The organism is Nocardia sp. NPDC019219 (assembly GCF_040632645.1).
Lineage (GTDB): Bacteria > Actinomycetota > Actinomycetes > Mycobacteriales > Mycobacteriaceae > Nocardia > Nocardia sputorum.
Map to the genome: position 1 here is coordinate 85178 of NZ_JBEYCG010000002.1, position 15919 is coordinate 101096.

Below are 15919 nucleotides of genomic sequence, written 5' to 3' on the forward strand. Positions count from 1 at the left end.
AGGAGGTCACTGTGCATCTACGCGGTGTGGTTCTGCCCGAAGGCGAGGTGCGCGACCTCTGGGTGCGCGACGGCCTGGTGTCGTTCGAGCCGGTGCCCGGAGCCGAAACGCTCTGCGACTCGGGGTGGATCGTGCCGGGATTGGTCGACGCCCACTGCCACGTCGGGATCCGGTACGGCGGGGGTCATGAGGACCGAGCGGGCGCGATCGCGCAGGCCGAGACCGAACGCGACGCCGGGGCCCTGCTGCTGCGCGACGCGGGCTCGCCCATCGACACCCGGTTCATCGATGACCACGAGGAACTGCCCCGAATCATCCGCGCGGGCCGCCACATCGCCCGCCCGAAGCGCTACATCCGCGAACTGGGCATCGAACTCGACGACGAACGCGACCTGCCGGAGATCGTGGCCGAGCAGGCCCGCCGCGGCGACGGCTGGGTGAAGATCGTCGGCGATTGGATCGACCGCTCCGTCGGCGACCTGCGCCCGCTGTGGAGCGACGCGATCCTGAAAGAGGCCATCGACGCCGCGCATGCCAACGGCGCGCGGGTCACCGCGCACGTCTTCGGGGAGGACGCGCTACCCGGCCTGATCAACGCCGGTATCGATTGCCTGGAGCACGGCACCGGCCTCACCGACGAGACCATCGAGATGATGGTCGAACACGGCACCGCGCTGGTCCCCACCCTGGTGAACATCGACACCTTCCCGGGCATTGCCGACGGCGCAGGCAAGTTCCCGGTCTACGCCGCGCACATGCGCGAGTTGCACCGGCGGGTGCGCGGCACGGTCGCCGCCGCGCATGAAGCGGGCGTACCGATCTTCGCGGGCACCGACGCGGGCGGCTCCATCCGCCACGGGCGCATCGCCGACGAGATCGCAGCGCTCGCCGCCGCGGGCCTGTCCCGGCACGACGCGCTCGGCGCGGCCTCATGGAACGCACGCGACTGGCTCGGGCGCCCCGGCATCGAACCCGGCGCGCCCGCGGATTTCGTTGTCTACGAGCAGGATCCGCGCATTTACCCGGAAACGCTCGGTACGCCTTACGCCGTCGTCCTGCGCGGGCGGGTGTACGGCGAACGCGGTCCGGTCACCGGGCATCGATAACTCGTCACCCGGGCTCACCCGCGCGTTCGCGAACGGGGCGTAAGGTCGGATTCCGTGACGATTCGCCTCGGATATCAGATGCCCAACTTCAGCTACGGCAAGTCGGTGCGCGAGCTGTTCCCCACGGTTGTCGCGCAGGCCAGAGAGGCCGAAGCCGCCGGCTTCGACACGGCCTTCGTCATGGACCACTTCTATCAGCTGCCGGGCATCGGCACGCCCGACGAGCCGATGCTCGAGGCTTACACCACGCTCGGCGGCCTGGCCACGGCGACGGAGCGAATCCAGTTGTCGGCGTTGGTCACCGGCAACACCTATCGCAACCCGGCCATGCTCGCCAAGACCGTCACCACGCTCGACGTGGCCAGCGGCGGCCGCGCGGTGCTCGGCATCGGCGCGGGCTGGTTCGAACTCGAGCACCGCTCCCTCGGGTACGAATTCGGCACGTTCACCGACCGCTTCGAGCGGCTCGACGAGGCGCTGCACATCATCCAGCCGATGCTGCGCGGCGAGCGGCCCACCTTCGAGGGCAAGTGGTACCGGGTCGAGAACGCCATGAACGAGCCGCGCGTGCGCGACGACCTGCCGATCCTGCTCGGCGGCAGCGGCGAGAAGAAGACCTTCGGCCTGGCCGCCCGCTTCGCCGACCATCTCAACATCATCTGCAACGCCTCCGAACTGCCGCGCAAGATCGAGGCGCTGCGAGCACGCTGCGCCGAGGTCGGCCGGGATCCGCAAACTCTGGAGACCAGCTACCTGTGCTTCGTGATGATGGACGAGGACGGCGATCTGGTGCGCAAGCAGCAGCGCGATTACCTGAGCCGCATGGGTATCGACCTGTCGTCGCTCTCGGACGCGGAGCGCGCGCAGAGCCCGGCCGACCGTCAGTTCGTCGGCACCCCGGACGAAGTTGCCGAACAGCTGCGGACCCGCGTTCTCGACCACGGAGTCGATGGCCTGATCATCAACATGGTGTTCAACGGGCACGAGCGGGGCGCGGTCGAACTCGCCGGACGCACCTTTGCTCCGCTGGTGCGCTGACAAGCGCGAACCGGGCGCGAATGCCGTTGGCGCCGGATACAATCGGCCGATGATAGCCCCTCCGTGGCGCGCGTCGTACGGTGTCGACGCGCCGTCGGTGCTGCTGTTGCTGGGAGTTCTCGCGGTCGGGTATCTCGCCGCCGCCCTGGTGGTGGCGCTGTTCCAGCAACTGCGTCCGAGTCTGCTGCTCCTGCTGATCGGCGTCGTGCTGGCCGCGCAGTTCGCGTTGTTCCTGCACGCGACCCGACGGGGCAAGTTCCAGGTCTGGGCGGGCTTGCTCGACGACCTGGACCTGCGCGGCGACGAACGACTACTCGATATGGGGTGCGGCCGCGGGGCGGTGTTGCTGGCCGCGGCGCGCCGCCTGCCCGCCGGGCGCGCCGTGGGTCTGGACCTGTGGTGCTCGGCCGACAACTGCGGGAACACCCCGGCCACCGCCGAACAGAACGCGCTCGCCGAGAACGTCGCCGACCGGATCGAGCTGCGCACCGGCGACATGACCCGCATGCCGTTCCCGGACGACGTGTTCGACGTCGTCGTCTCCAGCCTGGCGATCCACAACATCCGGACCGCGGAGGGTCGCGCGGCGGCGGTCCGGGAGGCGTGCCGTGTGCTGCGTCCCGGCGGCAAATTGGTCATCGTCGACATCGGCAAGACCCGGGAATATCGCGCCGTCCTGGCGGCCGATGGCGCGACCGCCCTCACCCTGCGCCCGGTGGGGTGGCGGATGTGGTGGGGCGGCCCCTGGGTGCCCACGCGAGCGCTCACCGCCGTCGCTCCGGGGTAGTGCCGGAGGTGTTGTGGCGGGCGGGCGCCGGTTCGTGAACACGGGACGCGATTTCTGGCGTGATCGTCCGGTCTGGCACAATGGACCACCGTCCTTCCGGACAAGTGTCAGCCCGTCTCCGGTTCCGTACCGCGCGGCGGTCACACACTCGAAAGCGCAAAACCGGGCTCGCAGACCATGCGGGTCGCCGAATTGCGTCGTGACCAACCAACGAAAGGCAGATCAGCAGTGGCTGTTCGCATCAAGCTCACCCGCATGGGCAAGATCCGCAACCCGCAGTACCGCGTCGTCGTCGCCGACGCCCGCACCCGCCGCGACGGCCGGGCCATCGAGTCCATCGGCAAGTACCACCCGAAGGAAGAGCCCTCGCTGATCGAGATCGACTCCGAGCGCGCGCAGTACTGGCTTGGCGTGGGCGCGCAGCCGACCGAGCCGGTCCTGCAGCTGCTGAAGATCACCGGCGACTGGCAGAAGTTCAAGGGCATCGACGGCGCCGAGGGCACCCTGAAGGTCAAGCCGGCCAAGCCGTCGAAGCTGGACCTGTTCAACGCCGCGCTGGCCGCCGCCGACAACGAGCCGGTCGCCGAGGCCGTCACGCCCAAGAAGAAGGGCAAGAAGGACGCCGAAGATGGCGCCGAGTCCGCTGAGGCCGCCGAGTAATGTCCCCCGCCGCCCATGGACCGGCCCGGACGACGGGTGAGTCGCGTCTCGAGGTGATGGAGCAGTGAGCGCCGTCGTCGCCGATGCCGTCGAGCACTTGGTGCGCGGCATCGTCGCCAATCCCGATGACGTCCGCGTCGAGCTGATCACCGGCCGCCGCGGGCGCACCGTCGAGGTGCACGTTCATCCCGATGACCTGGGCAAAGTGATCGGCCGCGGCGGACGCACCGCGACCGCGCTGCGCACCCTCGTCGCCGGTATCGGCGGCCGGGGCATCCGGGTCGACGTGGTCGACACCGACCAGTAGATGGAACTCGTCGTCGGACGGGTCGCCAAGTCGCACGGTGTGCGCGGCGAACTCGTCGTCGAGGTGCGCACCGACGAGCCAGAGGCGCGTTTCGCGCCGGGCACCAGGTTGCGCGGCCGGCTGCCGCGAGCGGCGGAGGTCCGCGAATTCACCGTGGAGTCGGCCCGGGAGCACTCGGGCCGACTTCTGGTGTTCCTGGCCGGCGTGACCGACCGCACGGCGTCCGACGCGCTGCGCGGGATGCTGTTCGTGGTCGACAGCGCCGAGCTCCCGCCGTCCGAGGACCCGGACGAGTTCTACGACCACGAGTTGGAGGGGCTGGAGGTCCGGCTCGCCGACGGCACGGTGGTCGGATCCGTGCGCGAAGTGCTGCACTCCGCTGCCGGTGAGCTGCTCGAGGTGCGTGCCGCCGACGATGGGCGGGAGATCCTGATCCCGTTCGTCACCGCGATCGTGCCGACGGTGTCCCTCGCCGAGGGTGTGATCGTGATCGATCCGCCCGAGGGCCTGCTCGACCCGGAATGAGGCGGTGCGGAATTCGCTCCCGCGTCGCGCGCCCGGCCGGTGCGACGCGGCCCGGCGGCGAGAGGAGACAGGCATGAAACTCGACGTCGTCACGATCTTCCCGGAATACCTGGAGCCGCTGCGCACGGCGCTGCTCGGGAAGGCGATCGACAAGGGACTGATCTCGCTCACGGTGCACGACCTGCGCCGCTGGACGCATGACGTGCACAAGTCCGTCGACGACGCCCCCTACGGAGGTGGGCCGGGCATGGTCATGAAGCCGACCGTGTGGGGCGCCGCGCTCGACGAGGTCTGCCCCGACGACGCACTACTCGTGGTCCCCACCCCGGCCGGAGTGCCGTTCACGCAGTCGACCGCGCACCGCTGGGCCGCCGAGCGGCATCTGGTCTTCGCCTGCGGCCGCTACGAGGGCATCGACCAGCGCGTCTTCGATGACGCCGCCCGCCGCGTGCGGGTCGAGGAGGTCAGCATCGGCGACTACGTGCTGATCGGCGGCGAGGCAGCCGTACTGGTGATGACCGAGGCCGTGGTCCGGCTGCTGCCGGGCGTGCTCGGCAATCAGCAATCCCATCAAGAAGATTCGTTCTCCGACGGGCTGCTCGAAGGCCCCAGCTACACCCGCCCGGTCTCCTGGCGCGGCCTCGACGTCCCGCCGATCCTGCTGTCCGGTGACCACGCGAAAGTCGCGGCCTGGCGGCGGGAGCAATCCCTCGCCCGCACCCGCGAACGCCGCCCCGACCTGCTGGCGGCCCAGGACGAGGCCGGACCCGGGCGATAGACCGGATTCGCCTCGCTCCCAGCCCGAGGGCCACATATCGTCTCGTAGCCGTGCGGTGCGGCGCGCTGTCCCATCCGGCTCGCTTCGAGTTGGTTTCCGGCGCGCGGACGATCGACTCCTCCGAACTCGACGCGGCCGCCCATGCGGCGTAGGACGCGTTGGTCGACGTCGTCGCCCGATGCCAGACCGCGGGGGACCTTCCGGCTCCCGGCCTTGCGCAGGGCGCCGCCGATCCGGCCGCCTCGCCGCGAAGGGCGAGGCCGAGCCGACGCCGCCGACCTGCTCGCCTATCTCCGTCCGGCGTCGTGGCGGGGACCATCACGTCTCACGGCAGCAGGCCGTGGCGGCGGGCGGCCACCACCGCCTCGTGCCGGGAGTGGGCGTCGAGTTTGACCATCGCGTTGCGCAGATAGCTCTTCACGGTTTCCGGTCCGAGTGAAAGGCGTTGCGCCGCTTCCTGATTGGTGCAGCCCAGGGCGATCTGGGAGAGCACGTCGAGTTCGCGGCGGGACAGTTTCGGGCGATCGGGGTGCGGCTCGCCGGTGAGGACCCGGGTGAGTCGCTCGCACACCGCGTGCAGGCGTCCGCGCAAGCGGTCGTCGTCGGCCGAGCGCGCCATGTCGCGCAGTTCGGCGTGGATGTCGCGCAGTTCCTCGGTGATCGCCGGGGCCGCCGAAGGAGACGGCGCGGCCGCCTCCAGCATCCGCAGCCTGCGGTCGACCTCGTCGCGCACGGCGATCTCAGTGGCCAGGCGGCGACCGGCCTGGACGACGAGATCCGCGGTGCGGTCGCCCAGCGGGCTCGCCCCACGCGTCGCGGCGTAGAGCACCGCGCGGGAGCGGCGGTCCACCACCACGGGCACGGCCAGCACGGAGCGGATGCCCTCGCCCGCGACCGGCCCGTCGTAGTCGTGGGTGATCGAGGAGGCGCGGCGATAGTCCGAGACCGCGGCGGGCCGCCCGGAATCCATCACGCGGCCGCCCAGTCCCGAGGTCCGCACGACGGCCAGGCCGCGCAGGCCGTTGGTCAGCGTGCCGACGAATTCGGAGAGCAACAGCGCGTCGCCGTGCACCTCGCCACCGAACGCCACCGGCACGCCCGCGGTGCTCGCCACCCAGCGGATCTCGGCACGCAGAGCATCGCTGTCGCGCGGGCGCAGCAGAGCGGTGTGGGTCACGGGACTCACCCCTTTTCGGGGGTAGTGGGCGGCGGGATGTGACCCACATCCTATTGCACACCCGGGTTGCGCTGGATCACAGAACGAGGAGAACCGAAGATGGGCACCGATCCGAATCAGCGGGTGCGCGAACTGCTGGACTGTTACGACCGCGCCGACGCGTCGGCGGCGGACCTGCTGTGCGACCGGCACCCGGCCGACCGGGTCGCCTTCACGATCGTCGAGGCCGACCTGTCCTCGACCGACCTCACCTACGGCGAACTGCGCGAACGCTCCGCCCGGTTTGCCGCCGCGCTCGCCGGGCTCGGCGTCGAGCCCGGCGACCGAGTCGCCACGCTGATGGCGAAGTCGGCCGACCTGGTGGTGGCGTTGCTCGGCATCTGGCGGCGCGGCGCGGTGCACGTGCCGCTGTTCACCGCCTTCGCGCCGCCCGCCATCGCCCTGCGGTTGACCGCGAGCCGGGCATCGGTCGTCGTCGCCGATGCCGACCAGGCGCCGAAGCTGGCGCCCGGACCGGATCTGCCCGCCGACCCGCCTTGGCGGTTGATCGTCGTGGGCGCCGAGGTCCCGGCGAGCGCACTGCGGTTCGACGACCTGCTCGACGCCCACTCGGCCACCCACCCGCACGCCCGTCCGGTCACGGTCGGCGGCGACGGACTGCTGGTCCAGCTGTTCACCAGCGGAACCACGGGCACACCCAAGGGCGTCCCGATTCCGCTGCGCGCGCTCGCCTCGTTCCACGTCTATCAGGAATTCGCGCTGGACGTCCGGCCCGACGACGTCTTCTGGAACGCCGCCGACCCGGGTTGGGCCTACGGCCTCTACTACGCCATCCTCGGCCCGCTGGCCACCGGTATCCGCAGCATCCTGCTGCACGCGGGTTTCTCCGCCCCGCTCACCTGGCAGGTGCTGGACACCTTCGGCGTCACGAACTTCGCCGCCGCCCCGACCGTCTATCGCGCGTTGCGCGCCGACAGCACCACGCCGCCCGTGCATTCCCGGCTGCGCCGCGCCTCCTCGGCTGGGGAGCCGCTGACGCCGGAGGTCGTCGCCTGGTCCGTCGAATATCTGGGTGTCGCGGTGCGCGACCACTACGGCCAGACCGAGCACGGCATGGTCATCTGCAACGCCTGGCACGAAGACCTCGACATCGAGACTCCCGCGGGATCGATGGGGCGCTCGTTGCCGGGCTGGACCTGCGCCGTGCTCGCCGACGACGCCGACATCGTCGCCCCGCCAGGGCAATTGGGGCGCGTCGCGATCGACACCGAACGCAGCCCGCTGCTGTGGTTCCTCGGCTACCTCGACGCCCCGGAACGTACCGCGCAGCGTTACACCGCAGACGGCCGCTGGTATCTGACCGGCGACGCGGGCTCGCAGGACGCCGACGGCTTCTTCCGTTTCTCCTCCCGCGACGACGACGTGATCATCATGGCGGGCTACCGCATCGGCCCGTTCGAAGTGGAGAGTGTGCTGGTGCTGCACGAGCAGGTCGCGGAGGCGGCCGTGGTCGGCATGCCGGACGAATTGCGCGGGGAAGTGCTCGAGGCGTTCGTCGTGCTGCGCGACGGCGCGGAAGGCGGTCCGGAGCTGGAAGCCGAGTTGCAGAGCCTGGTGAAGCGGAAGTTCGCCGCGCACGCCTATCCGCGCAAGGTCCACTTCGTGGACGGCCTGCCGAAGACGCCCAGCGGCAAGGTGCAGCGGTTCGTGCTGCGGCAGGGCGGTGCCCGATGACCTCGGCCGCCGCGCTGCCCCTCCCCAGTTACGCCTCCGGTGTCTCGGACGTCCCCCTGCTCGGCGACACCATCGGCGGCAATCTCGATCGCACGGTGGCGGCGTTCCCGGATCGGGAAGCGCTGGTGGACCGGCCGAGCGGACGGCGCTGGACCTACCGTGCGCTCGGCGCCGCCGTCGACGCGCTGGCCTGTGGACTCGCCGGCCAGGGCATCGGCAAGGGCGACCGGGTCGGCATCTGGGCGCCGAACTGCGCGGAATGGTTCCTCGTGCAATACGCCACGGCGAAGATCGGCGCGATCCTGGTCAACATCAACCCCGCCTACCGCACCAGCGAACTGGAGTACGTGCTGCGCCAGGCGGGCGTGCGGATGCTCATCGCGGCCGAGCGGTTCAAGTCTTCGGACTACGTCGCGATGATCGAACAGGTCCGGCCGGATTGCCCGGCGCTGACCGAGGTGCTCGTGCTGGGCACGCCCGCGTGGGACGCGCTGACTCGCACCGCGATCGACGCCGATCGGCTCGCCACGCTGGGTGCGCGGCTGTCGGCCGACGACCCGATCAACATCCAGTACACCTCCGGCACAACGGGTTTCCCTAAGGGCGCCACGCTCAGCCATCACAACATCCTGAACAACGGATATTTCGTCGGCGAGTTGTGCGGATACACCGAACAGGACCGGATCTGCGTCCCGACGCCCTTCTATCACTGCTTCGGGATGGTCATGGGCAACCTCGCGAGCACCAGCCACGGTGCGGCCATCGTCATCCCGGCGCCGTCGTTCGATCCGAAGGCGACGCTGGCCGCGGTCGCCGCGGAGCGCTGCACCTCGCTCTACGGCGTGCCGACGATGTTCATCGACATGCTCGCCGAACTGGAGACGGCGGCTGTGGATCTGTCCACGCTGCGCACCGGGATCATGGCAGGCTCGCCGTGCCCGGTCGAGGTGATGAAGCGAGTGATCGGCCGGATGGGTATGCGCGAGGTGAGCATCTGCTACGGCATGACCGAGACGTCGCCGGTCAGCACCCAGACCCGGCGCGACGACGGCATCGACCGGCGCACCGCGACGGTCGGCCGGGTGGGGCCGCACCTGGAGGTCAAGATCATCGATCCCGCAACCGGTCTCACGGTGCCGCGCGGCGAACCCGGTGAGCTGTGCACGCGTGGCTACTCGGTGATGCTCGGGTACTGGGACGATCCGGAGAAGACCGCCGAGGCCATCGATGCCGCCCGCTGGATGCACACCGGCGACATCGGCGTGATGGACGCCGAGGGCTACGTGGCCATCACCGGCCGGATCAAGGACATGGTCATCCGCGGCGGTGAGAACATCTACCCCCGCGAGATCGAGGAATTCCTCTACACCCATCCCGACATCCTGGACGCGCAGGTGATCGGCGTACCGGACCCGAAGTACGGCGAGGAGCTGATGGCCTGGGTCCGGATGCGCGAGGGCGCAACGCCGTTGGACGCCGCAGCCGTGCGGGAGTTCGCCGCGGGCAAGCTGGCGCACTTCAAGATTCCTCGCTACGTGCACGTGGTCGAGGAATTCCCGATGACCGTCACCGGCAAGATCCGCAAGGCGGAGATGCGGGAGCTGTCCAGGCGGCTGCTCGGGCTCGGCGAGGGTTGAGGTGGCGGGGTTCACCTGGGCGTGGACCGCGTGTCAGGCGGCGACTGTAGTGTCTCCGACGTGACGACAGCGCCCGAGACTGCCAGTGCAGAGTCCACACCCGCCGTGCCACGCTCCGACACCGCGGGCCCAGCCAGCGTGAACCGTCGTATCGCGGAGGAACTCGCGGTGCGTGAGCCCCAGGTGCGCGCCGCCGTCGAGCTCCTCGACGCGGGCTCGACGGTGCCGTTCATCGCCCGGTACCGCAAGGAGGTCACCGGCGGACTGGACGACGCGCAGCTGCGCGTGCTCGAGGAACGTCTGCACTATCTGCGCGAACTCGACGAACGCCGCGCCTCGATCATCGAATCGATCCGCGGCCAAGGAAAACTCGACGACGCCCTGCACCGGCAGATCCTGCTCGCCGAGACCAAGGCCCGGCTCGAGGACATCTACCTGCCGTACAAGCCGAAGCGGCGCACGAAGGCGCAGATCGCGCGCGAGGCCGGGCACGAGCCGGTGGCCGATGCCCTGATCGAGGATCCGAACACCGATCCGGCGCAGTACACCGCCGAGCAACTCGACGGCGCGCGCGCCATCCTCGTCGAACGCTTCGCCGAGGACGCCGACCTGGTCGGCGAGTTGCGCGAACTGATGTGGAACCGCGGGCAGATCACCTCGACCGTGCGGGCGGGCAAGGAAGAAGCGGGCGCGAAGTTCGCCGACTATTTCGAGTTCAGCGAGCCGTTCGACAAGCTGCCCTCGCATCGCATCCTGGCGCTGCTGCGCGGCGAGAAGGAGGAGGTGCTCACGCTGCACCTCGAGCCGGACACCGAGGAGCCGCAGCCGGGCGAACGCACCGTCTACGAGGGCCGCATCGCCACGCGCTTCGGCATCGCCGACCGGGGCCGCCCCGCCGATTCCTGGCTGCTGGACACCGTGCGCTGGGCTTGGCGCACCAAGCTGCAGGTCAGTCTCGGCATCGACACCAGGATGCGACTGCGGCAGGCCGCGGAGAAGGACGCGGTCGACGTGTTCGCCGCGAACCTGCGCGACCTGCTGCTCGCCGCCCCCGCGGGCACCCGTACGACGATGGGTCTGGACCCGGGCTACCGCACCGGCGTGAAGGTCGCGGTGGTCGACGCCACCGGCAAGGTCGTCGCCACCGAGGTGATCTATCCGCACAAGCCGCAGGGCCAGACCGAGAAGTCGCTTGCGGTGCTGGGCGCGCTGGTCGCCCGATTCGGCGTGGAGCTCATCGCCATCGGCAACGGCACCGCCTCGCGCGAGACCGATGCCCTTGCCGCGGAATTGATCTCGCGGATCCCGGAGAACAAGCCCACCAAGATCGTGGTCTCCGAGGCGGGCGCGTCGGTGTACTCCGCCTCGGCCTACGCTTCGCAGGAGCTGCCCGACCTCGACGTCTCACTGCGCGGCGCGGTGTCGATCGCACGGCGGTTGCAGGACCCGCTGGCCGAGCTGGTGAAGATCGATCCGAAATCCATCGGCGTCGGCCAGTACCAGCACGACGTGTCCGAATCGCTGCTGGCCCGCTCGCTGGGCGCGGTGGTCGAGGACGCGGTGAACGCGGTCGGCGTCGACGTCAACACGGCTTCGGTGCCGCTGCTGTCGCGGGTGTCCGGCATCGCCGGGTCGGTGGCGGAGAGCATTGTGGCGCACCGGGACCAGAACGGCCCCTTCCGCAGCAGGACCGCGCTGCTCGACGTCCCGCGCCTGGGCCCGAAGGCGTTCGAGCAGTGCGCGGGCTTCCTGCGGATCCGCGGCGGCGACGATCCGCTGGATACCTCCGCGGTGCACCCGGAGGCGTATCCGGTGGTGCGGCGCATCCTCGAATCCACCGGCCGCGGCATCGCCGAGGTCATCGGGAACACCACGGTCCTGCGCTCGCTGCGCGCAGGCGATTTCACCGACGAGCGTTTCGGTGTCCCGACCGTCACCGACATCATCGCCGAGCTGGAGAAGCCGGGCCGCGACCCGCGTCCGGAGTTCAAGACCGCCGAGTTCGCCGCGGGCGTGGAGAAGGTCGCCGACCTGAAACCGGGCATGGTGCTCGAAGGTGTGGTGACCAACGTGGCCGCGTTCGGCGCGTTCGTCGACGTGGGCGTGCACCAGGACGGCCTGGTGCACGTCTCGGCCATGTCGCACAACTTCGTCAAGGACCCGCGCGAGGTGGTCAAGTCCGGCGACGTGGTCAAGGTCAAGGTGCTCGAGGTGGACGTGGCACGCCAGCGCATCGGCCTGTCGCTGCGCCTGGACGACGAGCCGGGCACACCCGCCAAGGGCGGCGACAACCGGCAGCGCGGTCAAGGCGGCCGCTCCGACCAGGGCGGGCGCTCCGGAGGCGGCGAGCAGCGGCAGCGGCAGAATGGTCAGAACAGGCAACAGGGTCAGAACCGCAACCAAGGAAAGGGGCGCGGCGGCAACCAGCGCCGGAACGCGCCCGCACCGAGCGGCGCGATGGCGGATGCGCTGCGCAGGGCGGGTTTCGGCCAGTAGTCCGGTGCGCGGGAGGGAGTAGCGGCCATGCGACGGTGGCTCCACGAGGACGTGATCGCCCAAGGGCGGCTGCCGTTGCTGTGCTTCCTCCTCGGATTCATCGTCGGATTCCTGTTCATCCGCGTCAGCGTCCGGCTCATCCGGGCGCGGGTGCGGTGGTGGCCGGGCAATCTGCGGGCCGGTGACACGCACATCCATCACATGGTGTTCGGGGTCATCCTGGTGCTCGCCTCCGGCGTCGGCATGGTCGCCCAGTACCAGAGCGCCGACACGGCCACGGCGAGCATCCTGGCCGCCTCCTTCGGTGTGGGCGCGGCGCTGGTCCTCGACGAGTTCGCGCTGATCTTCTATCTGCGCGACGTGTACTGGGAGGAGCAGGGACGCACGTCGGTGGACGCGGTCTTCGTCGCGCTCGCCGTCACGGGATTGCTGCTGCTGGGCTTCCACCCGCTGTGGATGCTGGACATCAACGATTTCCGGCGCGATCCGAGCACCGAGGTGCGCGCCTTCGTCGTCGCGTTCGCGGTCGTCAATCTCGCTCTGGCGGCGATCGTGATCGCCAAAGGGAAGATCTGGACCGGCCTGTTCGGCATGTTCTTCCTGCCCCTGCTGGTCGTCGGTGCGCTGCGGTTGAGCCGTCCGGGTGCGCCGTGGGCGCGCTGGCGTTACGCCGACCGCAGGCGCCTGAGGTACCGGGCGATCGTCCGCGAACGGCGCTATCGCCGCCCGGTCATCCGCGCGAAGATCTTCGTGCAGGACCTGGTCGCGGGAAAACCGGACGTCGAGCACGTCCGCACGGCGGCGGAAGCGGAACTCACCCGCACGGTCGTGCCCGCTCCGCCCGCCCCGCACCGGCACCACTCGCTCTGGCACGCCGACCACGTTTCACTACACACCCCCGGCTCGCCGCCCGCCCAGGACGCGATCTCCGGCGAACAGAATCGCTGAGAGCGGCGCATTCGGCGGAGATTCGACCTACCCTGCGCTATGCGTATACGTATACTGTGATCGTGGTGGATCCTCTGAGTCTCGCGGTCGGCGCCGGACTCGTCGGTGTCGGCTGGGCCTTCGGCCGGTTCGGACATCGCCGAGCCCGGTCGAAGGGCCGCCTTCTCGCGCGCTGCGGTTGCGGGCACGACCTGGCGCTGCACGACCGCGCTACCGGCAATTGTCACGCCGAGATCTCCCGTAAGGGCACGCACGGCCTGCGGGAATGGGTGGGCTGCCAGTGTCGCCGCTACACGGGGCCGACCCCGCTGGAAGAGGTGTTCGCCTCGCCGATACTGCCGCCGGAGTCCTGAGCCGGAAGAGGGGCAGCCCGAAGGCCGTCGTGCCGAGTTCGCAACCGCCGTGCTGTCCCGCCCTCTAGGTTCCGCTGTGCGGAGTGAGGGCGACCCGCGTGGCATCGCGGTCGGTAACAGGCGGCGGTCGTGCACTGTGGCGCGCCGGGGGTAGCGTGAAAGGGCGCCGTCGCACCGCCCGATTTCTTCCGCGGCGCGCCGATCTGGCACAATGCTCAGGTTGCCCTGGGTGGTTGTCGACCCGGCGCACCCCCTTATTCGGAGCATGAACCGGCCGAGCACGTCCAGTGCCGCCAGGGTCCTCTGTTCGCGCGAAACCAGAAGGATGGAAATGAACACCCTTGACTTCGTCGACGAGAAGTCGCTGCGCAGCGACGTCCCCGACTTCCGGCCGGGCGACACGCTGAACGTGCACGTGAAGGTCATCGAAGGCTCGAAGGAGCGCATCCAGGTCTTCAAGGGCGTCGTGATCCGCCGCCAGGGTGGTGGCATCCGCGAGACCTTCACGGTCCGCAAGGTGTCGTTCGGTGTCGGCGTGGAGCGCACCTTCCCGGTGCACAGCCCGAACATCGACCACATCGATGTCGTGACCCGCGGTGACGTCCGCCGGGCCAAGCTGTACTACCTGCGCGATCTGCGCGGCAAGGCCGCCAAGATCAAGGAAAAGCGCTGAGTTAGCTTTTCGGTACAACAGATTTTCCTCAGCCCGGCATCGGACCACGGTTTCGCTGCCGGGCTAATCTGTTCGGCGTGGCAGACGAAAGTGGGTCGGTGTCGGTGTCCGAATCGGGCGACGAGGGTACGCGGGCAGGTCGCGCCAAGCGGCGCCCGAAGAAGAAGCAGCGGCCGTTCTGGCAGGAATTGCCGATTCTCATCGTGATCGCCGCGGTGATCGCCGCGCTGATGGTCACCTTCGTCGGCCGGCCGTACGTGATCCCGTCCGAGTCGATGGAAACCACGTTGCACGGATGCGCCGGATGCACCGGTGACCGCATCTACGTGCAGAAGCTCAGCTACTACTGGGGCGATCCGCAACCGGGCGACGTGGTCGTGTTCGTCGGGCCGCCCTCGTGGAACACCCACTACCAGTCGATCCGTTCGGACAACCCCGCGGTCCGCGGCGTGCAGAACTTCTTCTCCTTCTTCGGCTTGGTGCCGCCCGATGAGAACGATCTGGTGAAGCGGGTGATCGCGGTCGGGGGCCAGACCGTGGAGTGCTGCGATCCGCAGGGCCGGGTCATCGTGGACGGCAAGCCGCTGGACGAGCCGTACGCCCGCTACCTCGCCCCTTACGTTCCGGGCCAGCCGTACAACGCGAGCGGCGGACGCGAGTTCAAGCCCGTGAAGGTGCCCGAGGGGCATCTGTGGGTGATGGGCGACAACCGCAACCAGTCGGCCGACTCCCGCGCCCATATCACCGACGAACTGCAGGGCACCATTCCCGTGGAGAACGTCCGCGGCAAGGCGGTGTTCAAGATCTGGCCGCCCGGCCGGATCGGCCCGGTGCGTTCGGAGAATCCCCAGGTGAACTGAGCACGCGGCGCGCAGGATAATTGGACGGTGGGGCAAGGGCGAGTGCCGGTGGGTAACGGTTGGCCGCCGCGCGTGGTGATGCGCAGGGCCGGAGGGTTGCGCACGCTCGAGGCGGCATTGATCCGCAGCGGTCTCGGACCGGTCGCCGGTGTGGACGAAGCAGGGCGCGGACCCTGTGCGGGACCGCTCGTGGTGGCGGCGTGCCTGCTCGCTCCGAAGGCGTATGACAAGCTGGCCGGCCTCGACGACTCCAAGAAGCTCACCGAGGCGACCCGCGAAGAGCTGTATCCGGTGATCGTTCGTCTGGCGCTCGCCTACCAGGTCGTCGTCATCCCGGCCTGGGAGATCGACTCGATCGGCATCCACGTCGCCAATATCGAAGGGATGCGTCGCGCCGTGGCCGGGCTGGGGCGCACTCCCGGATACGTGCTGACCGACGGGTTCCGGGTGCCCGGTATCCCGGTACCCTCGCTGCCCGTGATCGGGGGCGACGGCGCGGCGGCCTGCATCGCGGCGGCCAGCATCCTCGCCAAGGTCACCAGGGACCGCATCATGGTCGAACTGGACCAGCGGTTCCCCGGCTACGGCTTCGCCGCCCACAAGGGCTACAACACGCCCGAGCACACCGCCGCGCTGCACCGCCTCGGGCCGAGCAGCGAGCACCGTCGCTCGTGGCGCAACGTGCGCGAAGCCGCCGGGTTGCGGCCGGTCGCGGCGGCCGCCGACGAGGCCGACGCGCTGCTGGCCGAGGGCGTGGACGAAGCGCTGCCGGAGCAGTTTCCGGACGGGCGTACGGCTGGCCGAGTAGCTACCGACGCGGCGCATGCGCGATGATGTCAC

The 15919-nt window shown here is 69.6% G+C and carries 16 protein-coding genes; 15 read left to right on the forward strand and 1 reads right to left on the reverse strand.

The window, feature by feature from the left end:
- Positions 1-11: 11 nt before the first annotated feature.
- The 7 genes from ABZ552_RS04695 to trmD all read left to right on the forward strand — a co-directional run bounded on the left by ABZ552_RS04695 (position 12) and on the right by trmD (position 5201).
- Positions 12-1106, forward strand: a complete 1095-nt coding sequence (locus ABZ552_RS04695) for an amidohydrolase family protein (protein ID WP_357435631.1) — start codon at positions 12-14, stop codon at positions 1104-1106.
- 54 nt (positions 1107-1160) lie between these two features.
- Positions 1161-2144, forward strand: coding sequence for an LLM class F420-dependent oxidoreductase (locus ABZ552_RS04700; RefSeq protein WP_281878504.1), 984 nt, complete (start codon positions 1161-1163; stop codon positions 2142-2144).
- A gap of 49 nt (positions 2145-2193) precedes the next feature.
- A complete protein-coding gene (locus ABZ552_RS04705; RefSeq protein ID WP_281878506.1) occupies positions 2194-2931 on the forward strand; it encodes a class I SAM-dependent methyltransferase in 738 nt (245 codons plus the stop codon).
- A gap of 228 nt (positions 2932-3159) precedes the next feature.
- A complete protein-coding gene (gene rpsP, locus ABZ552_RS04710) occupies positions 3160-3591 on the forward strand; it encodes a 30S ribosomal protein S16 (protein WP_281878507.1) in 432 nt (143 codons plus the stop codon).
- A gap of 64 nt (positions 3592-3655) precedes the next feature.
- The gene (locus ABZ552_RS04715) at positions 3656-3898 is read left to right on the forward strand and encodes an RNA-binding protein (protein ID WP_011210690.1); all 243 of its coding nucleotides are present in this window, start codon (positions 3656-3658) and stop codon (positions 3896-3898) included.
- Entirely contained in the window at positions 3899-4423 is a 525-nt protein-coding gene (rimM, locus tag ABZ552_RS04720; protein WP_281878509.1) for a ribosome maturation factor RimM, read from the forward strand.
- 73 nt (positions 4424-4496) lie between these two features.
- Positions 4497-5201 carry a tRNA (guanosine(37)-N1)-methyltransferase TrmD gene (gene trmD / locus ABZ552_RS04725; RefSeq protein ID WP_159838754.1) on the forward strand — a complete coding sequence of 235 codons (705 nt, stop codon included), beginning with the start codon at positions 4497-4499 and terminating at the stop codon, positions 5199-5201.
- A gap of 325 nt (positions 5202-5526) precedes the next feature.
- Here trmD and ABZ552_RS04730 read toward each other — a convergent pair whose 3' ends face one another.
- Complete coding sequence (locus ABZ552_RS04730; RefSeq protein WP_281878510.1) at positions 5527-6378, reverse strand: LuxR C-terminal-related transcriptional regulator; 852 nt, start codon at positions 6376-6378, stop codon at positions 5527-5529.
- Positions 6379-6477: 99 nt separating this feature from the next.
- Between ABZ552_RS04730 and ABZ552_RS04735 the strand changes: the two genes are divergently transcribed.
- From ABZ552_RS04735 to ABZ552_RS04770, 8 genes are all read left to right on the forward strand, one after another.
- A complete protein-coding gene (locus ABZ552_RS04735) occupies positions 6478-8112 on the forward strand; it encodes an AMP-binding protein (protein WP_357435634.1) in 1635 nt (544 codons plus the stop codon).
- Positions 8109-9749: an AMP-binding protein gene (locus tag ABZ552_RS04740; protein ID WP_357435636.1), complete on the forward strand. Its 1641-nt coding sequence runs from the start codon at positions 8109-8111 to the stop codon at positions 9747-9749. The genes ABZ552_RS04735 and ABZ552_RS04740 overlap by 4 nt, the downstream gene beginning before the upstream one ends.
- 105 nt (positions 9750-9854) lie before the next feature.
- A complete protein-coding gene (locus ABZ552_RS04745) occupies positions 9855-12245 on the forward strand; it encodes a Tex family protein (RefSeq protein ID WP_357436009.1) in 2391 nt (796 codons plus the stop codon).
- A 27-nt stretch (positions 12246-12272) separates the two neighbouring features.
- A complete protein-coding gene (locus ABZ552_RS04750; RefSeq protein ID WP_281878515.1) occupies positions 12273-13193 on the forward strand; it encodes a hypothetical protein in 921 nt (306 codons plus the stop codon).
- Positions 13194-13255: 62 nt separating this feature from the next.
- Entirely contained in the window at positions 13256-13546 is a 291-nt protein-coding gene (locus ABZ552_RS04755) for a hypothetical protein (RefSeq protein WP_281878517.1), read from the forward strand.
- A gap of 331 nt (positions 13547-13877) precedes the next feature.
- Positions 13878-14219 (forward strand): 50S ribosomal protein L19, encoded by a 342-nt coding sequence (gene rplS, locus ABZ552_RS04760; RefSeq protein ID WP_011210681.1) that lies wholly within the window; start codon positions 13878-13880, stop codon positions 14217-14219.
- Between the two features lie 104 nt (positions 14220-14323).
- Complete coding sequence (lepB, locus tag ABZ552_RS04765) at positions 14324-15079, forward strand: signal peptidase I (protein WP_281880826.1); 756 nt, start codon at positions 14324-14326, stop codon at positions 15077-15079.
- A gap of 48 nt (positions 15080-15127) precedes the next feature.
- Entirely contained in the window at positions 15128-15913 is a 786-nt protein-coding gene (locus ABZ552_RS04770) for a ribonuclease HII (protein WP_281880827.1), read from the forward strand.
- Positions 15914-15919 lie beyond the last annotated feature (6 nt).